Raw genomic sequence first — 25120 nt, 5'->3', positions numbered from 1 at the left:
ACTCTCTCATTATCGAGAAGATCCCAAATGATTGGAGCTGTCATGAAGGCTCAGGGAGTGCGCCGCTGGCTGGCGCTGGGAGCCCTGGCGGTCGCCATGCTGACCATCGGCCTCGACGTCACCGTGCTCACCGTCGCCCTGCCCACCCTCGCGGTCGACCTGCACGCCGATACCTCCGCGCTGCAGTGGTTCAGCAGCGCCTACACCCTCGCCCTGGCCGCCTTCATGCTCCCGGCGGGAGCCCTCGGCGACCGATACGGGCGCAAGAAGTTCCTGCTCGCCGCGCTGCTGCTGTTCGGCGTGGCCTCGGTGGCGTGCGCCTTCGCCACGTCCTCCGGTCAGCTCGTCGCCGGCCGCGTGGTCCTCGGCCTGGCCGCGGCCATCATGATGCCGCTGTCCATGGCGGTGCTGCCCACCCTCTTCCCCGAGCAGCGCGAACGGCAGCGGGCCATCACCATCTGGATCACCTCGACCGCCATCGGCCTGCCCCTGGGCCCGATCGTGGGCGGCTGGCTGCTGCAGCACTACTGGTGGGGTTCGGCCTTCCTGCTCAATGTGCCGCTGGTGATCATCGGCGCGACCGCCGTCGGCCTGCTGGTCCCGGAATCCAAGAGCGAGAGCACTTTCCGCATCGATCTGCCGGGCGCTCTGCTGTCCGCGGCCGGAATGCTCGGCATCACCTACGGTTTCATCCGCTGCGGTCAGGAGGGCTGGGGCGACGCCGTGGCCTGGGCCGCCATCGCCGCGGGCGTCGTCCTGGGTGGCGCATTCGTGCTGTGGCAGCGTCGCACCGCGCACCCACTGGTCGACCTCGGACTCTTCGGTGAGCCCGGATTCCGTTGGGGCACAGTGTTCATGGTGCTGGTGAACTTCGCGATGTTCGGCCTGTTCTTCACCATGCCGCAGTACTTCCAGGCGGTGCTGGGAGCCGACACGCTCGGCAGCGGCCTGCGCCTGCTGCCGCTCATCGCGGGCCTGGCCGCCGGTTCCCGGGTGGTGGACAAGCTGCTGCCGAAGGTCGGTGTCCGCACCGTGCTGGTGGCCGGATTCGCCTTGCTCGCAGCCGGTCTCGGCATGGGCGCGCTCATCACCGTGGACAGCGGATACGGCTTCGCGGCCGCCGCGCTGGTGCTGCTCGGCCTCGGGATGGGATTCGTGATGCCCGCGGCCATGGGCGCGGCCACCGACGACCTCACCCCCGAGCGGGCCGGGTCCGGATCCGCGCTGCTGCAGGCGCTGCGGCAGGCGGGCGGCACCATCGGTGTCGCCATCCTCGGCACCGTGCTGTCCACCCGGTACCGCTCCGGTCTGGGCGATCTCGACCGCGCACCCATCTCCGACGGCGTGAACGCCGGGGTCGGCGTGGCCCGCAAGCTCGGCGACCCGGCCCTGCTGGCCCACGTGCAGAGCGCCTTCGTCGACGGCATGAGCGCCATGCTGTGGGTGTGCACCGCCATCTGCGCGGTCGCCGCGGTGCTGGCCGCCTTCGTGATCCGCCGCAAGGATCCGGTCGTGACCACCGATCTCGATGCGGGACAATCGGTCCATGTCGGCTGAGACTGCCTCCGCGACGCCTCCGGCCCCGGTGAAGACCGCGGCCGGGGGCGGTCTGCGCGAACGCAAGAAGGAACGCACCCGCCGCACCATTCGCACCGAGGCCTTCCGGCTGTTCCGCGAGCAGGGCTACAACGAGACCACGGTCGAGCAGATCGCCGCGGCCGCCGACATCTCGCCCAGCACCTTCTTCCGGTACTTCCCCTCCAAGGAGCAGGTGGCGCTGGCCGACGATCTGGACCCGATCATGATCGCGGCCATCGAGAAGCAGCCGAAGGAACTGTCCATGCTGGCCGCGTTCAAGCAGGCCACCCTCGACTCCTTCGCGTCCCTGTCGCCCGAGGAATTCGCCTTCGAGCAGCAGCGGGTGGAATTGCTCTACTCGATTCCGGAGCTCCGGGGAGCGGTCGCCCGGGAGTTCGAGCGCAGCATCGAACTGATCGTCGAGATCATCGCGCGGCGAACCGGCCGTTCCGCAGATGATTTCGAGGTGCGGGCCTTCGCCGGTGCGCTCAGCGGAGCGATGATCGCGTTCATCGGCGACGCGCCGTTCACCCCGGAGCAGATCATGCGCGTCATCGACTTCCTCGAGGCGGGTATGCCGCTCTAGGCCGGTTTCACCGCCGTGAGCCGCTCCACCGTCTCATCGGTCATGGTCTCGAAGAACCCGCCGACCACATCCTCGATCTCGCCGACGGATTCGGCGCAGTACAGAATCGGCTGGTAGTGGGTGATGTCGTAGGCGATCGTCCCCATGGCGTGAATGTCCAGCGGCCGCAGCTCGGCCTGGCGGAACTCCTCGATCTCCCCGAACGAGGACAGCAATCCCGCACCGTAGCAACGCACTTCGCCGTGCTCGCGCAGCAGCCCGAACTCCATCGAGAACCAGAACACGTCGGCCAGGAACTTCAGCGCCCGCTCGGTCTCCAGCCGGGCCACCGCCGCGCCGACCGTCTCGTACACGGCCGCGAAGCGCGGGCTGGCCAATTGATTGGCGTGCCCGAGGATTTCGTGCACGGCGTCCGGCTCCGGGGTGTAGAGCGGCGCGGAGTGGTGGCGAATGTACTGGGTGGAGTGGAAGATCCGGTCGGCGAACGAGCCGAAGAACTCCCGCAGCGGCACCAGTCCGGCGGCCGGCGCGTACCGGAATCCGGTGAGCCGCACCAGCTTCGCGGTCACCTCGTCGAGTTGGGGAATGTGGTCCGAGGGCAGCCCGAGGCGCTCGGCGGCCGTGATCACCTCCGCGCACGCGTAGCGCTCCCGTTTGCGCGCCAGTTCGGCGGAGACGATCCGCCAGACCTGCTGCTCCTCCGCGGTGTAGTCGATGCGCGGCACCTGTGCCCCGGGCCGGTACTCCAGCGCCATGGCGGCGATCGCATTGCGGCGGGCCCGGTACACGGGGTCGTGCACACCCGGATGCTCGTCGCTCAAGTGCACTGTCACATCGCCGTCGGTCCCCTTGGTGACCGGCGAGTACAGCTGAGCCTCGGTGTACATACTTCGATGCAAGCACCGGTATGTGATCTAGACAACGAAAGATCGCCCAGCTGGTCAGATTGACCAGCTGGGCGGCCTCGGTGTCGATGAACGACGAGCGGCGAGGCGTTGCCAGGTAGGCATTCGTACCCGTATCCCACGCGGCGGCCCGGCCGGTCTCCCGCCGGGCCCGTTTGCAGCCGGGCCCGGCGGGAGGCGGTGATCAGCGCGGCGCGTTGGCCGGGTCGAGCAGGGTCGGGGTGCGGCCCTCGCGGTGCGCCTGCTTGGCGTCCTCGAAGAACTCGCGGCTGAACAGGGCCGACAGCACCGCGATGCCGCCGCGGTGGATGCGGAACTCGCTCTTGGTGCTGGAACCGGTGAGCCGGATGACGCGGCCGGCGGCGTCCTGCGGGCGGGCCATGTCCTTGACCCGGCCGCGACCGGTCCAGGCCAGCTCGGTCTGGTCGATGACCGCGTCCTCGGGGACCAGCAGCTTGACCATGGCGTGGTCGAGGTCGGCGTGCACGACGATCTCCTGCTCACCCTCGATCCAGGGCGAGCGCAGGTCGATGACGACGCTGCCGTAGCGGGCCTTCACCTCGAACGAGGAGGAGTGGGTCCAGTCGCCCAGGTGCTTGGTGGTGGCGTGATCGGTGTGGATCTTGACGGTGTCGGCGCCGGTGCTGGTGGTGTCGATGGCGTTCATGGCCCTGTCCTTTCGGAGGTGGTGGTGCTGGTCGGGTTCGCCTGCTCCTCAATAGTGGCACACAAACTAGTTACTTGGCAACTAGTTCTTCGAAACTAGTTTTTGAGCACCTAGTAAGATGGACGGCATGACAGCATCGACGCAGGCCGCGCAGTTCAAGCGGTCGCCCCTGGCCATGGCGGTGCTCGGCATCCTGCACCTGGAGCCGATGCACCCCTACGCCATCCAGCGCCGCATCAAGGAGTGGGGCAAGGACAAGGTCGTGAACGTGGGGCAGCGCGCGCAGCTCTACAAGACGATCGCGCGCCTGCAGGAGGCCGGCCTGGTGGCCGTGCGCGAGACGGGGCGCGATCAGCAGTACCCGGAGCGCACCGTCTACGAGATCACCGATACGGGCCGGACCTCGTGCATCGCCTGGATCAACGAGATGGTCAGCACGCCGCGCAACGAATTCCCGGAATTCCCTGCGGCACTGTCGTTTCTGATGCTGCTCACCCCCGCCGCCGCGCGCGCCGAACTCGAGAAGCGGGCCGCCGCCCGGCGTGCCGACCTGGAGGCGATCGACGCGGGCATGGCGCAGGCCGGGCAGTTCGGGCTGCCGCGCATCACCATGCTCGAGGACGAATACCAGCGGGCGCTCATCGCCGCCGAATCGCACTGGCTGGACGGCGTTCTCGCCGACCTCGCCGATGGCAGCCTGACCTGGTCGTGGGAATCGCTGGCGCGCTTCCAGGATCAGACCACGGTGTAGGCAGCGCGGCGCGGCACGCGAACGGCCCTGGCCCGCAATAGGACAAGGCCGCCCGCATCCGAAGATGCGGGCGGCCTTCGAGTTTCGCCCCGGATCCTGGGGTTTCAGGGGTTCACCCCTGCGGGTCCCGGGAGTGGGTGATCCTTACCGCGCGAACAGGAGGGCGCGCTTGACCTCCTGGATCGCCTTCGTGACCTCGATGCCACGGGGGCAGGCGTCGGTGCAGTTGAAGGTGGTGCGGCAGCGCCACACACCCTCGACATCGTTGAGGATGTCGAGGCGCTCGCGGGCGCCCTCGTCACGGCTGTCGAAGATGAAGCGGTGCGCGTTCACGATCGCGGCCGGGCCGAAGTAGCTGCCGTCGCTCCAGTACACGGGGCAGGAGGTGGTGCAGCAGGCGCACAGGATGCACTTGGTGGTGTCGTCGAAGCGGGCGCGGTCGTGCTGGGACTGGATGCGCTCGAACGTCGGCTCGTTGCCACGGGTGATCAGGTACGGCTTGACGGCCTTGAAAGCGTCGAAGAACGGCTCCATGTCCACCACGAGGTCCTTCTCCACGGGCAGGCCGCGGATCGGCTCGACGGTGACCGTCAGCTCCTTGCCGCCCTTGGGCAGCATGTCCTTCATGAGGATCTTGCACGCCAGGCGGTTGACGCCGTTGATCCGCATGGCATCCGAGCCACACACGCCGTGCGCGCAGGAGCGGCGGAAGGTGAGCGTGCCGTCCAGGTAGGACTTGATGTAGATCAGCACGTTCAGGAACCGGTCGGTCGGCAGCACCGGAACCTTGAATTCGTCCCAGTGCTGGCCCTTCCCGTCCTCCGGGTTGAAGCGGGCGATCTTGACCGTGATCATGGTCGACCCGTCCGGCACCGGAGCCGGCTTCTGCGGCGTTTCAGCGACAGCAGTCATCAGTACTTACGCTCCATCGGCTCGTAGCGGGTCTGCACCACCGGCTTGTAGTCCAGGCGGATGTCGGAGATGAGCTCCGGGCTGGTCTTGTAGGCCATGGTGTGCCGCATGAAGTTGACGTCGTCGCGGTCCGGGTAGTCCTCGCGCGCGTGGCCGCCGCGGGACTCCTTGCGGTTCACCGCACCCGCCACGGTCACCTCGGCCAGCTCCAGCAGGAAGCCCAGCTCGACGGCCTCGAGCAGATCGCTGTTGTAGCGACGGCCCTTGTCCTGCACGGTGATCCGCGAGTAGCGCTCCTTGAAGACCTGGATCTCCTCGAGCATGGACTTGAGGCTCTCCTCGGTGCGGTACACACCGGCCTTGTCGTCCATGGAGTTCTGCAGCTCGGTGCGGATGTCGGCGACGCGCTCGTTGCCGTGGTCGCTGAGCAGGCCGGCCAGCCAGTCCTGCACCATCTGCGCCGGGTTCTCCGGCATGTCCACGAACTCGGCACGCGCGGCGTACTCGGCGGCGGCGATGCCCGCGCGCCGGCCGAACACGTTGATGTCCAGCAGCGAGTTGGTGCCCAGACGATTCGCGCCGTGCACGGACACACACGCGCACTCGCCCGCGGCGTACAGGCCGGGAACGATGTCGGTGTTGTTGCGCAGCACCTCGCCGCGGATGCGGGTCGGGATGCCACCCATCACGTAGTGACAGGTCGGCATGACGGGTACCGGCTCCTTGACCGGGTCCACGCCCAGGTAGGTGCGGGCGAACTCGGTGATGTCGGGGAGCTTCTCCTCGAGCACGTCCTCACCGAGGTGGGTCACGTCGATGAGCACGTAGTCCTTGTTCGGGCCGGCGCCGCGGCCTTCGCGGACCTCGAGCACCATGGAGCGCGCGACGATGTCACGCGGCGCCAGGTCCTTGATGGTCGGCGCGTAGCGCTCCATGAAGCGCTCACCGGAGGCATTACGGAGAATGCCGCCCTCACCACGCACGGCCTCCGAGATCAGGATGCCCAGGCCCGCGAGGCCTGTCGGGTGGAACTGGTGGAACTCCATGTCCTCCAGCGGAAGTCCCTTGCGGAACACGATCGCCATGCCGTCACCGGTGAGGGTGTGGGCATTGGAGGTGGTCTTGTACATGCGGCCCGAGCCACCGGTGGCGAAGATGATCGCCTTGGCGTGGAACACGTGCAGCTCACCGGTGGCCAGCTCGTAGGCGACCACACCGGTGGCGACGGGGCCACGGTCGGTGTCGGTGAGGATCAGGTCCAGCACGTAGAACTCGTTGAAGAACTGCACGTCGTGCTTGACGCAGTTCTGGTAGAGCGTCTGCAGGATCATGTGGCCCGTGCGGTCCGCGGCGTAGCACGCGCGGCGCACCGGCGCCTTGCCGTGGTCACGGGTGTGGCCGCCGAAGCGACGCTGGTCGATCTTGCCCTCGGGCGTGCGGTTGAACGGCAGACCCATCTTCTCCAGGTCGAGCACGGCGTCGATGGCCTCCTTGGCCATGATCTCCGCGGCGTCCTGGTCGACCAGGTAGTCACCACCCTTGACGGTGTCGAAGGTGTGCCACTCCCAGTTGTCCTCTTCGACATTCGCGAGCGCGGCGCACATACCGCCCTGCGCCGCACCGGTGTGCGAGCGGGTCGGGTAGAGCTTGGTCAGCACGGCGGTGCGGACCCGAGGACCGGCCTCGATCGCCGCACGCATTCCAGCGCCACCGGCACCGACGATCACGACGTCGTAGCGGTGCTCCTGAATCGGTCGGGATTCACTCATCGAGGTGGCCTGTTCCTAACTGATGTTGGGGTCGAAGGTGAAGATCACGTAGGTGCCGGTGACCATGACCAGGATCATGGACACGACCAGCAGCGTCTTCAGCCAGAAGCGGGTGGAGTCCTTGCGCGCGTAGTCGTCGATGACGGTGCGCAGACCGTTGCCGCCGTGTAGCTGGGCCAGCCACAGCATGGTGAGGTCCCAGATCTGCCAGAACGGCGAGGCCCAGCGGCCGGCGACGAACGCGAAGTTCAGGCGGTGCACACCGCCGTCGAGCATCAGCATGATCGTCATGTGGCCGATGACCAGCACGACCAGCAGCAGGCCGGAGGCACGCATGAACAGCCAGGCGTACTTCTCGAAGTTGTTGCCGCCGACACGACGGGGGGCGCGCGGAGCGTCGAGGGAGGCGGGGCGGTCGTAGGACTTGCCGAGAACGGGTGCGGTCATGTCGGCTCTCAATTCGTCAGCAGGTAGAAGAACTGGCGGCCGACGCCGGCGCCGGCGACGACGATCCAGATGGCCAGCACGACCCAGAGCATCTGCCGCTGATAACGCGGGCCCTGCGACCAGAAGTCGACCAGGATGATGCGGATGCCGTTGAACGCGTGGAACAGCACGCAGACAACGAGGGCCATCTCCATGAGCGCGACGATCGGGTTCTTGTAGGTCGCGATCGTGTGGTCGTAGGTGTCCGGGCTGACTCGCACCAACGCGGTATCGAGGACGTGGACGAACAGGAAGAAGAAGATCGTCACGCCGGTGATGCGGTGCAGAGCCCAGGACCACATGCCGGGGTCGCCTCGGTACAGGGTCCGCTTCGGCTTGGCCGGAGCTTCTAGCGTGGTCATAGAGTGCGGTGCCTCCAACGTCGTTGATGGACCCGGTCAGAATCCGGCGCGGAGCCTTCGGACTGTCGAAACCACCTGCTCACGAGCGGAAACAAACGTCCGGTGGCAGTGCTGCAGGCCCGCTTCGGGTACCTGAACCGATCTGTCGTGAACTCTAAACCCAGCTGTGGAGGGGAACTAATTCGGCGTGCCGCTCGTTGGCCCAAATTGTTGTGAGTTAGGTTTGCCTTTCCTGATTTTTGCGACCAGGCGGAACGCCTGTCACGCGGGTGCTGCCACGTCCATGGGAGGATGGTCCGAAATGTCGGATATTGACTGGAAGACCCTGCGTGGCAAGGCTTTTGAAGTCATGCAAGAGGCTTATGCCCCTTACTCTCGATTCCCCGTCGGGGCCGCGGCTCTCACCGCCGATGATCGCGTGGTGAGCGGCTGCAATGTGGAAAATATCTCATACGGTTTGGGCCTCTGCGCCGAATGTGTACTGGTCGGTAACTTGATTTCGACCGGAGGCGGGCGACTCCGGGCGGTCTCGGTCTGCGACTCCCGGGGCGCCGTGCTCATGCCCTGCGGACGCTGCCGGCAGATCCTGCTCGAACACGGCGGCGGCGAGTTGCTCGTCGATCGCCACAGCGGCCCCGTCACCCTGAACACCTTGCTGCCGGACTCCTTCGGCCCCGGCGACCTCGCCGCCGGACAACTCTGACCGTCGGTGTTCGAGGGCTATAACCGCTGATCGCCGTGGCGCGCGCGGGAATCCGTGCACATCGGGCCGGGCGCATGCCAGGGTGGAGGGTGTGAGTGTGCACTCGGCGGTGGACGTGATTCGGGCCAAGCGCGACGGCGGTGAACTCAGCGACGCGCAGATCGATTGGGTGGTGGACGCGTTCACGCGCGGAGAGGTGGCCGACGAGCAGATGTCGGCGCTGGCCATGGCCATCGTGTGGCGCGGCATGACGCGGCGCGAGACCGCGCGCTGGACCCGGGCCATGATCGACACCGGGAAGCGCTTGGACTTCACCGATCTGGGCCGCCCGACCGTCGACAAGCACTCCACCGGCGGGGTGGGAGACAAGATCACGCTGCCGCTGTCGCCGCTGGTCGCGGCATGCGGGGCCGCCGTGCCCCAGCTGTCCGGGCGCGGATTGGGCCACACCGGAGGCACTCTCGACAAGCTGGAGGCCATTCCCGGCTGGCAGGCCGACATTCCGGTGGACCGCATGCGGAAACTGCTGTCGGATCCCGCCGTCGGAGCCGTGGTGTGCGCTGCCGGGGCCGACCTCGCGCCCGCCGACAAACGGCTCTACGCGCTGCGTGATGTGACCGGGACCGTGGAATCCATCCCCCTGATCGCCAGCTCCATCATGAGCAAGAAGATCGCCGAGGGCACCGGGGCGCTGGTGCTGGACGTGAAGGTCGGGCGCGGGGCCTTCCTGAAGCAGCTGGACCAGGCGCGCGAACTCGCCACCGCCATGGTCGAACTCGGCACCGACGCGGGCGTGCGGACGGTGGCGCTGCTCACCGCCATGGACACCCCGCTCGGCCATACCGCCGGAAACGCCCTGGAGGTCTGCGAATCCCTCGACGTGCTGGCGGGCGGCGGCCCCGCCGATGTCGTCGACCTCACCCTCGCCCTGGCCCGGGAGATGCTGGCGCAGGCCGGGATCACCGACATCGACCCGGCCGACGCCCTCGCCGACGGCCGGGCCATGGACCAGTGGCGAGCCATCGTGCGCGCCCAGGGCGGCGACCCGGACGCGCCGCTGCCGCAGGCCCGCCACACCGAAACCCTGCGCGCCGACGCCGGGGGCACGTTGACCCGCCTCGACGCCCTCGATGTCGGGCTGGCCGCGTGGCGGCTGGGCGCCGGCCGGGCGCGGCAGGGTGACCCGGTGCAGGCCGGGGCGGGTATCGAAATGCATGCCAAGCCAGGCGATTCCATTGTTCCGGGGCAGCCGCTGCTGACCCTGCACACCGATACTCCGGAGGCGTTCCCGGTCGCGCTCGAGATCCTGCGGGGCGCGTACACCATCTCCGAGACCGAGGCGGTGGAGCCGCAGCCGCTGATTCTGGGCCGCATCACCGCCTGACCCGGCCTAGCCTGGGATCGTGAAGCACAGAACCGATTTCCGAGGCCGGGCCGCGGCGGCGGCCGCGCTGGGCGTGTTCGGCCTCGTCGCGCCGCTGGGCGCGGTGCTGCCCGCCGCGTGGTCGCCGGCGCCGGTCGCGCAGGCCTCGCCCGCGGACAATATTCCCTCCGATTCCTCCGGAGACCATCAGCCGAACTCGCTCTCGCGCGGCGATGTCACGCCGCCCTCGACCGAGAAGAAGGCCGAACCGTCACCCGTCTACACCAGCTGTGAACAGGTGTGGGCGCAGGGCGGGGGCCCGATCTACCTGGGCCAGCCCGGGTATTCGGTGCTGCTCGATCCGGACGGGACCGGCGTCGCCTGCTCCCGCTAGGTGCTCGCCGGTGCCCGATAGGTGAAGGATTCGTACTGGTCAGCAACGTGACGGCAACGACATGCCGAACTGTGGGGTGAGTCCGGTCAACCGCCCTGCTGCGGCACGGGAATGCGGCTAACGTTGCTACATGACTGGACCGATGCCCCTCACTCTCGCTTCGATCCGCCAGGCTCCGAAGGCGGTCCTGCACGATCACCTCGACGGCGGGCTGCGGCCCGCGACCGTGCTGGAGCTGGCTCGCGCCTGCGGCTATGACCAGTTACCGGCAGGCGATGCCGCCGCGCTGGCGGACTGGTTCCGGGACGCGGCCGACAGCGGCTCGCTCGAACGCTATCTGGAGACCTTCGCGCACACCGTCGCCGTCATGCAGACCCCCGAGGGCCTGCGGCGGGTGGCCCGCGAATGCGCCGAGGATCTCGCCGCCGACGGCGTCGTCTACGCCGAGGTGCGGTTCGCGCCCGAGCAGCACCTCGAGGCCGGGCTCACCCTCGACGAGGTGGTCGAGCACACCATCGCCGGATTCCGCGAGGGCGAGGCCCTGGCAGCGGCCGCCGGCACCCCGATCACCGTGGTCTGCCTGCTCACCGCCATGCGGCACGCGGCCCGCTCCCGCGAGATCGCCGAGCTCACCGTGCGCTGGCGCGACCGCGGCGTCGGCGGGTTCGACATCGCGGGCGCGGAGGCGGGCTATCCGCCCAGCCGCCACCTGGACGCCTTCGATTACATGCGGGCCAACCTGGCGCACTTCACGATTCACGCGGGCGAGGCCTTCGGGCTGCCGTCCATTCACGAGGCCGTCGCGTTCTGCGGCTGTGAGCGCCTCGGCCACGGTGTGCGCATCACCGACGACATCACCGATTCGGCCGACGGTCCCAAGCTCGGCGTGGTCGCGAACTATGTGCGGGACATGCGAATCCCGCTCGAACTGTGTCCGTCCTCCAATGTGCAGACCGGCGCGGTGCCCTCGCTCGACAAGCACCCCTTCGATCTGCTGGCCCGCCTGCGCTTCCGCGTGACGGTCAATACCGACAACCGGTTGATGAGCGACACGACCATGAGCAAGGAGATGCTCAAGCTGTCGGAGACCTTCGGCTACGGCTGGAGCGATCTGGAACGCTTCACCATCAATGCCATGAAGTCGGCGTTCATCCCGTTCCCGGACCGCCTGCGCCTGATCGACGAGGTGATCAAGCCGGGCTACGCGGTATTGCTGGGATAGGGATACCGCGATCTTGCCGGGATAGGTTGTCCCGCAAAGCAATTCGGGTCGCACCCGGAGGTGCGGCCCGAATCGTGTCTCCGATCAGCCCTGCTGCAGGCGTGCCTCGAAGGCCGACTCCAGGACCTTCCAGGCATCCGCTTCCGCCGCGAACGGCGGGTTGGGGGCCATCCGGGTCGGGTCGGGGTTGAGCAGGTAGGAGACGTACCAGCCCAGCGGGGTGGACACGGCCAGGGCCGATTCGACCGAGTCGTCCTCGGCGTAATCGGCTGCGTCGGTGAACAATTCGACGGCCAGGTCGAGCTGGTCGGTGTCCACGGACTTGGGGCCGGCCGCCAGATCCTCGGACAGGCCGGGCAGGACGTAGACGTTCTCCTCGTCGACCTCGACATCGAGGGAGCCGTCCACGGCGGCGGTCTGCACCTCGCCGTAGGTGCTCACCCGGGCCAGGTCGTGGTCGTGGTCGTCGGCCAGGTAGCGGGCCAGGGCGCGCTCGGAACCGAAGACCGTGATGTTGCCGTCCTTGCCCAGGAAGATGGGCTCGTCGTCGACGTAACAGCGCAGGGTGAAGACGGTGCCGTCGGAGGTGACGATCTTGACCGGGTCGATACCGACCTCGTGCCAGAACGAGAGCTCCTCGTCCTCTTCGTCTTCGTCGTCCTCGTCCAGGTCGACGGCCTCGATCTCGTCGTCATCGCTCTCGGCCGCGTCCTCGGCGTCGACGATGTTCTCCTGCGCCGCAAGCAGTTCCGCCTCGGCGACCGAGACCGCGTCGGCGTCCACCTCCGGAATCGTCACCACCGAGTCGATGGCGTCGATGACCGCTTCCCAATCCTTGGCGATGGCCGCGCCGATCTGGTCCCACAGTTCCTCGCCCTCGCGCCCGGCGAAGGCGCCGACACCGCTGGCCAGTGCGCCCAGCACCGGGTGTGAGCCGAAGAACTTGGTGACGGTGTCGAGTTCGCACACGTCGCCGATATTGCGGACCATCTCGAGGGTCTCCTCGAGCTCGGAGACCACCTCCGGGTCCGGGTCGTCGGCGGCCAGCTCGGGCACGCCGACCAGATCGAAGACGTACTGCTCCTCCGGCTCCAGTTCGGCCGCCGACAATCCGGCGATGATCTTCCAGGCCGGATGATCCACCAGATCGTTGTCGGAGTTGGTGCGAATGAACGCGGCCAGCTCCGCGACGGACTCGAATCCGTACAGGTCTTCCTCGTGACCGAGGAACGCCTGCCACTCATCGTCACCGTCTCGCCAGCGGGGTGCCCAGAGGGTGACAAGATCGCCTTTGGTCAGGCCGAGCGCGATCGGGACGATGTCTCCAGAAGCCATGACCCGAAGCCTATCCAGTCGCCGCGTCAGGCACTATCCGGGCCGCCCCCCAACATTTCTGGAGGCGTCTCCGCCGGACAGTGACTCGTTCAATCGGGCAATGATTCGGGAGCGCCGCGCGGTCGCCTCGGCGGCAGCCTGCCGACACGTCCAGAGGATCAGCCGCGACACCTCGGCGGGAGCGCGCGAGGTCACCGACTCGGTCAGCCACAGCCCGGTCAGCGCGCCGTCGCCATCGACCTCGGCGGTCACCGCGCCGTCCTCTGATGTGCAGCGGCCACTTGTCCGGGACAGCCCGTGCAGCGCGGCCTCGAGTGCTTCCAGCTTGTCGTTGACGCCCTTGACCAATGCGTCCATTTCGGCGCTCATCGGTTCCGCAGCCAACTGATCTGTCCGGTATCGGTGTCGTCGAGCCGGTCCAGCTCGTCCACCGCGGCCTGCCGGGTGGGCAGGCCCAGCCGGTCCAGCATCGCCTCCGGGACGCCGGCCTCGGCCAGCTGTTCGCGCCGCCGCGCTCGGGCCACGATCGCCGAGCGCTGGGTGAGCCGCAGCATCTCGGCGGCGAGAGCCGGTGCGCCGTACCGGTATTCAGCGCGCTCGAACCGGATCTCCACCGGCATGCCCTGATCGGTGGCGCGCACCGTCACCGTGCCGGATCGATTGGTGGCGGCGGCGACGGTCACCGCCGGAACCTGTGGTCGCGTCATCCTGTCTCCCTTCGAAACACCTGTTCGTGGCCCGAATGCCGCACCTGTGGGCCGGGTAGTACCTAGGCGGTGGGCCGATAGAAACCGAGGAACCGCATCCCGCTGTTCTCGGTCCGGATCGGTCGGATCTGAACCGGATCGCCCGCCTCCACCAATTGCCCGTTCCCGATCACCATCGCGACGTGGCCGTCCCAGACCGCAAGATCTCCGGGCATCAAGTCCCCTGGACCGACCCGCTGGTGCCCGTACCCCTGTTCCTGTGCCAGCCGCGGCAGCGAGACACCCGCCTGCGCATAGGCCCACTGGGTCAGACCGCTGCAATCCATCCCTGCCCCGGGCGTCTCCCCACCCCACACATACGGCGTCCCCACCGCACTCAGCGCACTCCGAACCGCATCTGCCGCCTGCTGATTCGGCGCTTCGACGGTGCTCCCATCCGGCAGCGTCACCCGCACCCCACCCCCTTGCGGCCGCGTAACCGTCGAATCATGGCCGCGATCATGCGTCTTCGGCGTCGTCACCGATGCCGGACCGGTGTGCAGGCCGGCCGGTGAGAGTCCGGACCCGAGCAGTGTGTCCCCGGCCGCCGCGACCGCGCCCCCAGCGGCCGCGAGGCTCGTCCCGGCCTGCGGCGCCACACTGTCCATCGGCACACTCGCCGCCGGTACGACCACCGCATCGCCCGGTCCGGACGGCGCGGGTGTCACCCGGCCGGGCGCCGGGACAGGTAGCGCCAACTCCGCCATGAGCGCAGTCTCCGAGTCCAGTTCGGCCTGCACCCGCTCGACCACCCGCATGGCCTGCCCGATGTGATCGATCGCCGACCCCACCAGGGCCGCCACCCCACCCGCGGTGAACCCGGCGGCACCCATCGCTTCGACCTCCGCCGTGAACGACCGCAGAACCGCCTCCACCTCCCGCCGCCCGGCGGCGACCTCCGCATCCGCCCGCTCCACGATCGCCGCCATGGCCCGCCCCCGCTCCGACGCCATGGCGGCCGAGGTCTGCACCCGCAGCGCCTCGTCCACCGCCGCATCACCGGCCCGCCCCCGCCACGCGTCGGACATCCGGTCGACACTCGCCTGACTCTCGGCGCGAATCTGCTCCACAGCAGCCGACGTCTCCCGCAGCACCTCGGCGGCCCCGCCGGACCCGGACCCGAAGCTGCGCAGCAACTCGGCGATCGGCTCCGCCAGCGCCCCGACCGCCGGCTCCCCGCTCATCCGCCCACTCCCGCCCGAGTCCTCCCGCACTGCAACCTTTTTCGATCCACCCCGCCGCGCTGCCTTGCCGCCCAGCGGATCTCGGGTGCGGCTGTCACGCGCTCGACTCCGCGCCGACGGCGCCCAGCGTCGCGGCGTACGCGCTGTCGTGGCCGGTATAGGCGGCCGTGGCGGTGGTAGTGGTGGCGCTGGTGGTGGCGAGAGCCGTCGAGACTCTGTCGAGAGTGGTCACGTGGGTGCCGTGCGCCGCGGCGTAGGCGGTGAGGAAGTCGGCGCCGATGAGGCCGAAGGCGGGCACGAGTAGTTCGGGGGCGGCGGTGGCGGCATGCGCCGCGGCGGCCGCGAGATCCGCGCCGAGGAGGGTGGTGGTCGTCGCGTAGGCGGTGAGGCCGTCGGGATGGATCGAGAGGCGGTGCACGAATGCCCCCTTCATGCCGGTCGCGGGATGGATGTGTGCTGCACGGGGTTGGACGCGGGACGGGGCCGGGCGGTTCCCGGGACGGAAGAATTCCGGTGCGCGGGGATCGCGGACGGCGGTGCTGACCTATGGTTTTCGTATGCGCACACTCGTCGTGGACCATCCGCTCGCTGCCGCTTTGCTGACCACCATGCGAGATGCCCGGACGACCAATCCGACATTCCGGGCCGCGCTCCGGGACCTGACCGCGATCCTGGTCTATGAGGCCACGCGGGACGCCCCGGTGGAGCGATTCCCGATCACCACGCCGGTGGCCGCCGCGGAGGGGACGCGGCTGAATGCTCCGCCATTGCTCGTTCCGGTGCTGCGCGCGGGGCTGGGCATGGTGGAGACCGCGGAGAACCTGATTCCGGACGCCCGGATCGGGTTCGTGGGCCTGGCCCGCGACGAGGAGACGCATCAGCCGACCCCGTACATGGAGTCGCTACCCGACGACCTGTCCGGCACCCCGGTCATGGTGCTCGATCCCATGCTCGCCACCGGCGGCTCCATGGTCTACACCCTGGACCTGCTCGCCACCCGCAATGCTCGCGACATCACCGTGCTGTGCGTGGTCGCCGCACCGGAAGGCATTGCCGCCCTGGAGAAGTCGGGTCACCCCGTGCGCCTGGTCACCGCCTCGGTGGACCGCGGCCTCAACTCCGACGCCTACATCGTCCCCGGCCTCGGCGACGCCGGCGACCGCCAATTCGGCCCGCGCTGAACACTCGCGGGCTCAGAGCTTCTCGCAGAACATCCGGATCTCGGAGAGCCGCTGCGCCGCAGCGGCCTTGGCTGCTGCGAGCCCGTCCCGATCGGCCACGGGCACGAACGTCTCCAGATAGCACTTGAGCTTCGGCTCGGTACCCGACGGCCGGACCACCACGCGTAGCGCCGGGCCCTCGAAAACCAGTGCGTCGGTACGCATCTGCCCGCGCAGTCGCGCCATATCGGTGCAGCTCACCGCTTCTCCGGCGATCTCGGCCGGAGGCATCTCACGCAGCCGGGCGACCACGGCCGCAGCCTCGCTCACATCCGGCAGTCGCAACGACACCTGATCCCCGGCGTGCACACCGAATTCGACCGCGAAGTCGTCGAGGACGTCGAACAGCGTCCGCCCTTCCGCCTTCACCTGTGCCACCAGATCCGCCGCGACGACCGCCGCGGAGATACCGTCCTTGTCGCGCACCGCGGCCGGGTCCACGCAGTGGCCGATCGCCTCCTCGTACGCGTACACCAGGCCCGCACCCGCGCGGGCCAGCCACTTGAATCCGGTCAGCGTCTCCGCGTACCGCGCCCCGCGCGCCGGAGCCAGCTTGCTCAACAGCCGCGACGACACGATGGTGGTGGCCACCAGGGAGTCCGGCGCGGCCGTCCGCAGCACGAAATCGCCCAGCAGCACCCCGGTTTCGTCGCCCCGCAGCATCCGCCACCCGTGCGGTCCCGGCACCCCGAGCGCGCACCGATCCGCATCCGGATCGAGCGCGATGGCGATATCGGCGTCCAGCCGTTCGGCCAGCCCCAGCAGCAGATCAGCCGCGCCCGGCTCCTCAGGATTCGGAAACGCGACCGTCGGAAAGTCCGGATTCGGTGCGAACTGCTCGGTGACCACCAGCACGTCGCCGAACCCCGCACCCCGGAGCGCGGCCACCGCCAACTCCCCGCCGACCCCGTGCATGGCGGTCAGCGCGATTCGAATCTCACTGCGCCGCCGGGTCGCGGCCTCGCCCTCGAACCCCTGATGGCCGCCGATCAGGCTGGGCAGCAGGGTGACTCGGGCCAGATAGCGGCGGACGATCTCCTCGCCCAACTCTTCGGCGGGAGTGCCCGCGGGCAGTCCGAGAATGCTCGGGTCCGGGGCGGCCGGTCCGGGATCGGTGCGTGGGATGCGCCCGGTGACCGCGTCGATACAGCGCTCGATCTCGGCGTCGGCGGGTGGGATGAGCTGGGAGCCGCCGTCGAGGTAGACCTTGTAGCCATTGTCGGTGGCGGGGTTGTGGGAGGCGGTTATCTGTACTCCGGCAACGGCTTTCAGTTCACGGACCGCGAAGGCCACCACCGGCGTCGGCAGCGGGCGGGGGAGTATCAGCACCGAGAAACCGGCCGCCGCAAAGACTTCCGCCGTCGCGGCGGCGAACTCGGCGGAGCCGTGCCGGGCGTCGCGGCCCACGATCACCAGTCCGCCGCCCAGGCAGCGGTCGCGCAGCCAGGCGGCGATCCCGGCGGAGGCCCGCGAGACGGTGTCCACGTTCATGCCGTCCGGGCCGTCCTGGAGCGGACCGCGCAGCCCGGCGGTTCCGAAGCGCAGCATCCCCGCGCGCCTAGAGGCGTTCCAGCACGCCGCGCAGCAGTTTGCCCAATCGCGGTGCGGCGGCGTGGCCTTCGGCCAGCACCTCGGCGTGCGAGAGGTGCGCGCCGGTGACCCCGGCGGCCAGGTTGGTGACCAGCGAGATGCCGAGCACCTTGGCCCCGCCCTCACGGCAGGCGATGGCCTCCAGCACGGTGGACATGCCGACCAGGTCGGCGCCCATGGTGCGCAGCATGCGGATCTCGGCGGGGGTCTCGTACTGCGGCCCGGTCAGGCCCGCGTACACGCCCTCGGTCAGGCCGGGTTCGATTTCCTTTGCCAGCGCCCGCAATTCGGGATCCCAGGCGTCGACCAGGTCGACGAAGTTCGCGCCCTCGATGGGGGTGCGACCGGTCAGGTTGATGTGGTCGGAGATGAGTACCGCCTCGCCGACCGACAGCCCCTCGCGAATCCCGCCCGCGGCATTGGTGAGCAACACGGTCTGCGCGCCGGCGGCCAGTGCGGTGCGCACATTGTGCACGACCTGGCCGGGCGCGTGGCCCTCGTAGAGATGCTGGCGGCCCATGAGCAGCAGGACCGGCGCGTCACCGACCGTGACGGAATGAATGGTGCCCTGATGCCCCTGGGCGGTGGGCGATCCGAATCCCGGCACCTCGGCCATCGGAATGGAGGCGGCCGGTTCGCCGATCTCGGCGGCAGCTTCCTGCCAGCCGGACCCCAGCACCACGGCAATCCGGTGCTGCTGCACTCCCGTTCGTTGCGCAATGGCTTCGGCGGCTAGTTCGGAAACCCCGCCCATGGCCTTCTCGGCTAGCATGTCGCCCACCCTAGTACCACGTGATCTCGCACGCCCCGGGTGTGCCCGCGACCTGCCGTTTTCATTCCCTTTGTCGGAACCGCCTCCCGCAATTTCTGCGGCTCGGTGCCGCTGGCAGTCGTGCATGCGTGCCGGCGGTCGGGTGCCGACCCGATGTCGGGCGTACCCGATGAGTTATCCCGATCCTCGCGAATTCGGTCGTCGTCGGCATAAATACCCGTCGGTAGGTATCTGCCCCGCCCCCGCTACGCTGCACGCATGCCGTATTTGAAGCGTGATGGGGATGTGTTCGTGCTGTACCTCGGGACCGAGGGACAGGCCATCGACAACGAGAACCGCTTCCACCCCGACTGGATCACCGAGGTCCACGCGCTGCTCGACGAGGTCGAGGCGTCCGAGGGCCCGGCCGCCCTGGTGGTCACCGCCGACGGCAAGTTCTTCTCCAACGGGCTCGACACCGACTGGCTGTTCGGCAACTTCGACAAGAACTGCTGGTACCTCGACCGCGTGCACTCGCTCTACAGCCGCCTGCTGGCCTTCGGCCTGCCCACGGTCGCCGCGGTGAACGGCCACGCCTTCGGCGCCGGCGCCATGCTCGCCACGTCCTGCGACTTCCGGGTCATGCGCGCCGACCGCGGCTTCTGGTGCCTGCCCGAGGTGCACCTCGGCATGCCGTTCACCGTCGCCATGAACGCGCTGCTGACCAATCGCCTGGTCAATCAGGTCGCGGTGGAGGCCATGACCACCGGCCGCCGCTACGGCGCCGATGACGCCATCGCCGCGGGCATCGTGGACGCCAAGGCGGATGCGGATGTGTTGCTCGCCACCGCAGTCGCGCGGGCCGACATGCTCAAGGGCAACCGCAAGCCGAACCTGCCGGTCATCAAGCGCGCGCTGCACCAGCAGGCGCTGGCCGGGCTGGCCGTGGAGACGACCCCGGAGAACCTGGCCTTCAATCCGTAAGCGTCCGTTCCGTCGGCTTTGCGGGGGTTCGAGGGCTTGCCCTCGAACCCCCGATTTCTGTGCGTGCCGCGATGATTTCTGCGTGTCCCGCACTCTGCCGGAGATTTTCCGGCTTACCTGCTGCGACAGAGTTGCGCGGCAGTGCGAGACTGTTGGGATGTCACCATCGCGCAACGGCGATGACCGGAGATCCTGCGTACCGATCGGTCGGCACGACTCGTCCGTGCCGTCCTCGAGTGCTGCCGTGGCATCGGCGGATCCGGCCCTGCTCGCCGCGGCCGACGCGGCCGTCGCCGGGTACCGCGATCAGCTGATCGCGCTCTCCCACGACATTCATGCGGAACCCGAGCTGGCCTTCGAGGAATTCCGCAGCGTCGCAAAGACAATCGAGCCGTTGCGGGAACGCGGATTTCGCATCGAATCCGGCGTGGCGGAACTGCCGACCGCATTCACCGCCGAATACGGCAGTGGAGACCTGGTCGTCGGCATTTGTGCCGAATATGACGCCCTCCCCGAAATCGGCCACGCCTGCGGCCACAACATCATCGCCGCCGCCGGGGTCGGCGCGGCGCTGGGCCTGGCCGCGGTCGCGGACGCCTGCGGCATCACGGTGAAGGTGCTCGGCACGCCCGCCGAGGAGTCCGGCGGCGGCAAGGTGCTCATGCTCGAGCGCGGAGTCTTCGACGACGTCGCCATGGTCATGATGGTGCACCCGGGCCCGGAGGATATCGCCGGCGCGCATTCGCTGGCCCTCGCCGATGTGTCGGTGGTTTTCCACGGCCGGGAATCGCATGCCAGCGCCGCGCCGCAGTACGGGCGAAATGCCCTGGATGCCGTTACCGTCGCGCAAGTTGCTCTGGGTTTGCTGCGGCAACATCTCCTGCCCGGACAACAACTGCACGGTATAGTCGGATCGGGCGGCGTCGCCCCGAATATCGTGCCCGGACACGCGGAACTGCTGTATTACCTACGTGCGGTCGACTCCGCGACCCTCGATGACCTGATGCAACGAGCATCGGCATGCTTCGAGGCAGGTGCCCTGGCGACCGGGTGCACACACGAAATCCGGAAGCTTGCGCCGACATACACCGAGCTCACTCCCGATAGCGCACTACTGTGCGCCTATCGCGAGCAGATCACCGCACTCGGCCGCGAGCCGATCGCCCCGGAATTCGAGGCGGCACGGCCGCTGGGCAGCACCGATATGGGCAATGTCACCAATGTCATCGCCGGTATCCACCCGGTCATCGGCATCGATGCAGGCGGTGCGGTGACCCACCAGCCCGCGTTCGCGGCTGCCGCCGTGAACGCGTCGGCCGATCGCGCCGTCCTGGACGGGGCAACGGCACTGGCTCGCACCGCGATACACATCGCAGGCGACAAATTGCACAGGGACAGGTTGTCGGAACGAGTCATACAACGGCAGTTTCAGCGACAGGAGGACATTCGGTGAGCACAACCGGCCGGTCCGCGGCGCGCGTCAACGGACCACTGGCGGCGTCGTGCGTGAACAACACGCAGACGCCGGCCGGCGCCGCGATGGAATCGGCGACCGGGCACGAGGTAGTGGAGTCGTGGCTCGCGGAGCACATGGACGACCTCACGACGTGGCGTCGCCATATCCACGCCAACCCGGAGCTGTCCCGGACCGAGTTCGGTACCACCGAATTCGTGGAGTCATGGCTGATCAAGGCCGGGCTCGAGCCGCGCAAGCTGCCGAGCGGCACCGGTCTGATCTGTGACATCGGCCCCGACGGCCCGCGCATCGGCCTGCGCGCCGACATGGACGCGCTGCCGCTGCAGGAGTACACCGGGCTGCCGTTCGCCTCCACCGTGCCGGGCGTCTCACACGCCTGTGGGCACGACGCGCACACCGCGATCCTGCTCGGCACCGCGCTGGCGCTGGCCGAGATCGAGGACCTGCCGGTCGGCGTGCGGCTGGTGTTCCAGCACGCCGAGGAGGTCATGCCCGGCGGCGCCGTCGACATGGTGGCCGCGGGCGCCATGGAGGACGTCTCGCGCATGTTCGCGCTGCACTGCGACCCGCGGCTGGAGGTGGGCCGGGTCGGTATCCGGGTCGGGCCGATCACCTCGGCCGCCGACACCGTGGAGCTGGTGCTGGACTCGCCCGGCGGCCACACCTCCCGCCCGCACCTGACCAGCGACCTGGTCTACGCCATCGGCACGGTCATCACCGGCCTGCCCGGCCTGCTCTCCCGCCGCATCGACCCGCGCACCAGCACGGTCATGGTGTGGGGCGCGGTGTCAGCGGGCAAGGCGCCCAACGCGATTCCCCAGACCGGCATGCTCACCGGCACCGTCCGCACCGGTGATCACGCCACCTGGTCGCTGCTCGAGCCCATGGTCCGCGAGATCGTCGAGGGCCTGCTGGCCCCCACCGGCGTCCGCTACCAGCTCAACTACAAGCGCGGCGTGCCGCCGGTGGTCAACGACGAGCAGGCCGTGCGCATGTTCGAGGACGCCATCCGCGGTCTCGACCCCGACGCCCTCGCCGATACCCCGCAGTCCGGCGGCGGCGAGGACTTCTCCTGGTATCTGGAGGAGGTCCCCGGCGCCATGGCCAGGCTCGGCGTCTGGTCGGGGCAGGGCGAGCAACTCGACCTGCACCAGCCCACCTTCGACCTCGACGAGCGCGCCCTCGCCGCCGGAGTCCGGGTCTTCACCAACATCGTGCTGAACGCCCGCTGACCAACGACAACGAAGCCGGGCCGCACTGAAAAGCGCGGCCCGGCTTCACGTTTCGGGGAATTACTTCGCCTTGCCGGCGGAATTACTTCACCTTGTTGGCGATGTCGCCCCAGGCGTGCCAGCGGTCGATCTCGATCCAGGCGGAGACGCGCTTCTGGTCGCGGACGGCGTAGTCGCTGCCGATGTAGTGCTGGGCGATGCGGTCGATGACCGAGGAGTCGGGGTCGTTCTCCAGGGAGACGATGCGGCCCTGGATGCTGACGTGGCTGTACCAGTTGTCGCCGTCGAGAACGGTCAGGCTGATGCGGGGATCCTCGCGCAGGTAGTCCAGGCGCTTACGGAAGTCGGCCAGGTTCACCAGGATTCGGCCGTTCTCGTACAGATACCAGGTGGCGACCGAAACCGGCTGGCCGTCCGGGCGATTCGAGGCGAAGATCGCCGGGTTGGGGCGGGACAGGAATTCGGCGATCGGGGCGGGCGCGGGGGTGGCGGGCATCGGCTTCACTCTTTCGACGGTTCGGAGATCGTTTCCGGTTCCCGTAACAGCGGCGCCGCGCCGAATCTTCCGGCCCCGGCCCGCTGATCCGTCGCACCGCGTCCGATGCGCCGTTCGTGCTACGGCCCGAAGGTGCCGGGGCCGACGTTCTTGCTGTTGCGGGTGCGTAGTGCGTGCGTGTAATCGTTTGGCGCACCGGCCTTCTCGGCGGCGTCGGCGATGACGCCGAGGTAGCGCGCGGAGGGCAGCCCGCCCTCGTAGGCATCCAGGACGTAGAGCCAGGCCAGCACCGGCTCGTTGCCGGTCCCTGCGTTCGTGGTGACGCGCAGGCGGATCTTCTTGTGGATGCCGAAGTCCGAGCCCTCCCAGCGGTCGAGGCTCAGCTCGTCCTCACTGGGAACGTCGTAGAGCACCACGAAGACCCGTTGCCCGGCCTCTTCGACCACCGTCGCCAGCGGTCCCTCCCAGCCGATGTCGTCCCCGGCGAAGGTGAGGCGCCACCCTTCCAGCCAGCCGGTTCCATACACAGGGGAGTGCGGACAGCGCTTGAGCATCTGCTCGGGATCCATGTTGGACCCGTAGGCGGCGTAAATCGGCACGGTAGAAGCCTATCGAACAAACCCGCAAGACCATCCCCGATCCCGATCACAAGGCGGTTCGCGCGGGCCCGATCGATTGCCAAGGAGTCGCCAAAAGGACTCTTCCGCCCCGCTCGGAGCCGGTTCTGCCTGGGGTGACAGCGAGTTCGCGCGCCCCCGTCATGACACGCCGCCTCGCCGAATGGAATGCGCCACAGTGCGAAAATTGTCCGGAGACGCGGTTAAAGCTGTAGGTAGCTGCGGGGATAACGTTAGAGACCGGCACCGGAGATCCCGGGCGCCGACCTGAAAGCGGAGGAACAATGACCCGCATTGCGATCATCGGTGGCGGCCCCGCCGGATATGAAGCGGCGCTGGTGGCGGCACAGCACGGCGCGCCGGTCACGCTGATCGACAGTGACGGCATCGGCGGCGCGTGCGTGCTGTGGGACTGCGTGCCGTCGAAGACCTTCATCGCCTCCACCGGCGTGCGCACCGATCTGCGCCGCGCCCGTGACCTGGGCATCACCGTGCATCCCTCGCAGGCGCAGGTGCGCCTGGCCGAGGTGAACTCCCGCGTCAAGGCGCTCGCGCAGGCCCAGTCCTCCGATATCCGCGCCAAGCTGCAGACCGCCGGCGTGACCGTGCTGTCCGGCTACGGCGAACTCATCGACCAGGCCCCGGGTCTGGCCACCCACCTGGTCAAGGCCACCCTCGCCGACGGCCAGGAGCGGGTGATCGAGGCCGAGGTGGTGCTCATCGCCACCGGCGCCAGCCCGCGCGTGCTGCCCGGCGCGGAACCCGACGGTGAGCGAATCCTGAACTGGCGTCAGCTCTACGACCTCAAGGAGCTGCCCGAGACCCTGGTAGTCGTCGGTTCCGGTGTGACCGGCGCCGAATTCGTCTCCGCCTATACCGAGATGGGCGTGCAGGTGAAACTCGTCTCGAGCCGCGACCGCGTGCTGCCCGGCGAGGACGCCGACGCCGCGCTGGTGCTCGAGGATGCACTGGCCGAGCGCGGTGTGGAGCTGGTCAAGCACGCCCGCGCCGACGCGGTGGAGCGCACCGCCGAGGGCATCGTGGTGAAGCTGTCCGACGGCCGCAATATCAGCGGCACCCACGCGCTGATGACCGTCGGTTCCATTCCGAACACCACCGGGCTGGGCCTGGAACGGCTCGGGATCGAGCTGGACAAGGGCGGATTCCTGCGGGTGGACCGGGTTTCGCGGACCACCGCGCCCGGCGTCTACGCGGCCGGCGACTGCACCGGCCTGCTGCCGCTGGCCTCGGTGGCCGCGATGCAGGGCCGCATCGCCATGTACCACGCGCTGGGTGAGGGCGTGCAGCCGATTCGCCTGAAGACCGTTGCCTCCGCCGTGTTCACACGCCCGGAGATCGCGACCGTCGGCGTCTCGCAGACCGCCATCGACAATGGCGAGGTCCCGGCCCGCACGGTCATGCTGCCCCTGAACACCAACCCGCGCGCCAAGATGTCGGGCCTGCGACGGGGTTTCGTGAAGATCTTCTGCCGCCCCGCCACCGGCGTGGTGATCGGTGGTGTCGTCGTGGCCCCTATCGCCTCCGAACTGATCTTGCCGATCGCGCTGGCGGTGCAGAACAACCTCACGGTGAATGATCTGGCGCAGACGTTTTCGGTGTATCCGTCGCTCACCGGATCGGTCACCGAGGCCGCGCGTCAGCTCATGCGGCACGACGATCTGGACTAGCCGCAACACGTTTCGGCCCCCTTTGTTACCGGCCCGTCTTGCTGCCTTGTCTCCCTTGTGATTAAGTTCGCGGCGGAAGCGATCGGCAGGGCGGTCGCGAGC

27 protein-coding genes are annotated in these 25120 nt (G+C 68.5%); 12 read left to right on the top strand and 15 right to left on the bottom strand.

Annotation, left to right across the window (positions count from 1 at the left end; all coding sequences use genetic code 11):
• Positions 1-42 precede the first annotated feature (42 nt).
• Positions 43-1557 (top strand): MFS transporter, encoded by a 1515-nt coding sequence (locus tag ABZV44_RS00380; protein WP_354830198.1) that lies wholly within the window; start codon positions 43-45, stop codon positions 1555-1557.
• Complete coding sequence (locus tag ABZV44_RS00375) at positions 1547-2164, top strand: TetR family transcriptional regulator (protein ID WP_354830196.1); 618 nt, start codon at positions 1547-1549, stop codon at positions 2162-2164. The genes ABZV44_RS00380 and ABZV44_RS00375 overlap by 11 nt, the downstream gene beginning before the upstream one ends.
• On the opposite strand, the gene ABZV44_RS00370 is transcribed toward ABZV44_RS00375, so the two are convergent.
• Together ABZV44_RS00370 and ABZV44_RS00365 are read right to left on the bottom strand one after the other, a co-directional pair.
• Positions 2161-3051, bottom strand: a complete 891-nt coding sequence (locus ABZV44_RS00370; RefSeq protein WP_354830195.1) for a phenylalanine 4-monooxygenase — start codon at positions 3049-3051, stop codon at positions 2161-2163. The genes ABZV44_RS00375 and ABZV44_RS00370 overlap by 4 nt on opposite strands.
• A 202-nt stretch (positions 3052-3253) precedes the next feature.
• Positions 3254-3736 carry a hypothetical protein gene (locus tag ABZV44_RS00365; RefSeq protein WP_354830193.1) on the bottom strand — a complete coding sequence of 161 codons (483 nt, stop codon included), beginning with the start codon at positions 3734-3736 and terminating at the stop codon, positions 3254-3256.
• 127 nt (positions 3737-3863) lie between these two features.
• On the opposite strand from ABZV44_RS00365, the gene ABZV44_RS00360 reads away from it, so the two are divergent.
• Positions 3864-4487, top strand: a complete 624-nt coding sequence (locus tag ABZV44_RS00360; protein WP_354830191.1) for a PadR family transcriptional regulator — start codon at positions 3864-3866, stop codon at positions 4485-4487.
• Positions 4488-4631: 144 nt separating this feature from the next.
• On the opposite strand, the gene ABZV44_RS00355 is transcribed toward ABZV44_RS00360, so the two are convergent.
• From ABZV44_RS00355 to sdhC, 4 genes are read right to left on the bottom strand one after another with little or no spacing between them, the layout of a single operon-like run.
• On the bottom strand, positions 4632-5399 hold the full coding sequence (locus tag ABZV44_RS00355; protein WP_354830189.1) for a succinate dehydrogenase iron-sulfur subunit: 768 nt from the start codon (positions 5397-5399) through the stop codon (positions 4632-4634).
• Positions 5399-7168 carry a succinate dehydrogenase flavoprotein subunit gene (gene sdhA, locus ABZV44_RS00350; RefSeq protein WP_354830187.1) on the bottom strand — a complete coding sequence of 590 codons (1770 nt, stop codon included), beginning with the start codon at positions 7166-7168 and terminating at the stop codon, positions 5399-5401. Before sdhA ends, ABZV44_RS00355 begins: the two co-directional genes overlap by 1 nt.
• Before the next feature lie 15 nt (positions 7169-7183).
• Positions 7184-7615: a succinate dehydrogenase hydrophobic membrane anchor subunit gene (locus ABZV44_RS00345; RefSeq protein WP_354830186.1), complete on the bottom strand. Its 432-nt coding sequence runs from the start codon at positions 7613-7615 to the stop codon at positions 7184-7186.
• Positions 7616-7623: 8 nt separating this feature from the next.
• On the bottom strand, positions 7624-8016 hold the full coding sequence (sdhC, locus tag ABZV44_RS00340) for a succinate dehydrogenase, cytochrome b556 subunit (RefSeq protein WP_354830184.1): 393 nt from the start codon (positions 8014-8016) through the stop codon (positions 7624-7626).
• 301 nt (positions 8017-8317) lie between these two features.
• On the opposite strand from sdhC, the gene ABZV44_RS00335 reads away from it, so the two are divergent.
• The 4 genes from ABZV44_RS00335 (at position 8318) to ABZV44_RS00320 (ending at position 11698) form a co-directional block, all read left to right on the top strand.
• Positions 8318-8719, top strand: a complete 402-nt coding sequence (locus ABZV44_RS00335; protein WP_354830183.1) for a cytidine deaminase — start codon at positions 8318-8320, stop codon at positions 8717-8719.
• Positions 8720-8816: 97 nt separating this feature from the next.
• Positions 8817-10103, top strand: coding sequence for a thymidine phosphorylase (locus tag ABZV44_RS00330; RefSeq protein WP_354831577.1), 1287 nt, complete (start codon positions 8817-8819; stop codon positions 10101-10103).
• Positions 10104-10122: 19 nt separating this feature from the next.
• A complete protein-coding gene (locus tag ABZV44_RS00325; RefSeq protein ID WP_354830182.1) occupies positions 10123-10476 on the top strand; it encodes an excalibur calcium-binding domain-containing protein in 354 nt (117 codons plus the stop codon).
• A 130-nt stretch (positions 10477-10606) separates the two neighbouring features.
• On the top strand, positions 10607-11698 hold the full coding sequence (locus ABZV44_RS00320) for an adenosine deaminase (RefSeq protein ID WP_354830180.1): 1092 nt from the start codon (positions 10607-10609) through the stop codon (positions 11696-11698).
• An 84-nt stretch (positions 11699-11782) separates the two neighbouring features.
• On the opposite strand, the gene ABZV44_RS00315 is transcribed toward ABZV44_RS00320, so the two are convergent.
• From ABZV44_RS00315 to ABZV44_RS00295, 5 genes are all read right to left on the bottom strand, one after another.
• Entirely contained in the window at positions 11783-13033 is a 1251-nt protein-coding gene (locus ABZV44_RS00315) for a primosomal protein (protein ID WP_354830179.1), read from the bottom strand.
• Between the two features lie 33 nt (positions 13034-13066).
• Entirely contained in the window at positions 13067-13390 is a 324-nt protein-coding gene (locus ABZV44_RS00310; RefSeq protein ID WP_354830178.1) for a YbaB/EbfC family nucleoid-associated protein, read from the bottom strand.
• 8 nt (positions 13391-13398) lie between these two features.
• Positions 13399-13740 carry a hypothetical protein gene (locus tag ABZV44_RS00305; RefSeq protein ID WP_354830176.1) on the bottom strand — a complete coding sequence of 114 codons (342 nt, stop codon included), beginning with the start codon at positions 13738-13740 and terminating at the stop codon, positions 13399-13401.
• 62 nt (positions 13741-13802) lie between these two features.
• On the bottom strand, positions 13803-14963 hold the full coding sequence (locus ABZV44_RS00300; protein WP_354830174.1) for a C40 family peptidase: 1161 nt from the start codon (positions 14961-14963) through the stop codon (positions 13803-13805).
• 94 nt (positions 14964-15057) lie between these two features.
• On the bottom strand, positions 15058-15381 hold the full coding sequence (locus tag ABZV44_RS00295; RefSeq protein WP_354830172.1) for a type VII secretion target: 324 nt from the start codon (positions 15379-15381) through the stop codon (positions 15058-15060).
• A 139-nt stretch (positions 15382-15520) separates the two neighbouring features.
• Between ABZV44_RS00295 and upp the strand changes: the two genes are divergently transcribed.
• Positions 15521-16144 carry a uracil phosphoribosyltransferase gene (gene upp / locus ABZV44_RS00290; RefSeq protein WP_354830170.1) on the top strand — a complete coding sequence of 208 codons (624 nt, stop codon included), beginning with the start codon at positions 15521-15523 and terminating at the stop codon, positions 16142-16144.
• Positions 16145-16156: 12 nt separating this feature from the next.
• Here the strand turns inward: upp and ABZV44_RS00285 are convergent, their stop codons facing one another.
• Positions 16157-17731 carry a phospho-sugar mutase gene (locus ABZV44_RS00285; protein WP_354830169.1) on the bottom strand — a complete coding sequence of 525 codons (1575 nt, stop codon included), beginning with the start codon at positions 17729-17731 and terminating at the stop codon, positions 16157-16159.
• Positions 17732-17741: 10 nt separating this feature from the next.
• Positions 17742-18545, bottom strand: a complete 804-nt coding sequence (locus tag ABZV44_RS00280) for a purine-nucleoside phosphorylase (protein WP_354830167.1) — start codon at positions 18543-18545, stop codon at positions 17742-17744.
• Between the two features lie 258 nt (positions 18546-18803).
• On the opposite strand from ABZV44_RS00280, the gene ABZV44_RS00275 reads away from it, so the two are divergent.
• From ABZV44_RS00275 to ABZV44_RS00265, 3 genes are all read left to right on the top strand, one after another.
• Complete coding sequence (locus ABZV44_RS00275) at positions 18804-19508, top strand: enoyl-CoA hydratase/isomerase family protein (protein ID WP_354830166.1); 705 nt, start codon at positions 18804-18806, stop codon at positions 19506-19508.
• Between the two features lie 244 nt (positions 19509-19752).
• Complete coding sequence (locus ABZV44_RS00270; protein ID WP_354830165.1) at positions 19753-20961, top strand: M20 family metallopeptidase; 1209 nt, start codon at positions 19753-19755, stop codon at positions 20959-20961.
• Positions 20962-21047: 86 nt separating this feature from the next.
• Complete coding sequence (locus ABZV44_RS00265) at positions 21048-22217, top strand: M20 family metallopeptidase (protein ID WP_354831574.1); 1170 nt, start codon at positions 21048-21050, stop codon at positions 22215-22217.
• Between the two features lie 82 nt (positions 22218-22299).
• Here the strand turns inward: ABZV44_RS00265 and ABZV44_RS00260 are convergent, their stop codons facing one another.
• A complete protein-coding gene (locus tag ABZV44_RS00260) occupies positions 22300-22713 on the bottom strand; it encodes a PPOX class F420-dependent oxidoreductase (protein WP_354830163.1) in 414 nt (137 codons plus the stop codon).
• Positions 22714-22832: 119 nt separating this feature from the next.
• Positions 22833-23312 (bottom strand): gamma-glutamylcyclotransferase, encoded by a 480-nt coding sequence (locus ABZV44_RS00255; protein ID WP_354830161.1) that lies wholly within the window; start codon positions 23310-23312, stop codon positions 22833-22835.
• A 302-nt stretch (positions 23313-23614) separates the two neighbouring features.
• Between ABZV44_RS00255 and ABZV44_RS00250 the strand changes: the two genes are divergently transcribed.
• Positions 23615-25018 (top strand): NAD(P)H-quinone dehydrogenase, encoded by a 1404-nt coding sequence (locus ABZV44_RS00250; protein ID WP_354830159.1) that lies wholly within the window; start codon positions 23615-23617, stop codon positions 25016-25018.
• The last annotated feature ends 102 nt before the right edge of the window (positions 25019-25120 follow it).

Origin of the sequence: Nocardia sp. NPDC004860, from assembly GCF_040609015.1 — a bacterium.
Lineage (GTDB): Bacteria > Actinomycetota > Actinomycetes > Mycobacteriales > Mycobacteriaceae > Nocardia.
Note: the sequence above shows the minus strand (reverse complement) of the source record. Positions and strands in the feature narration are given on the sequence as shown.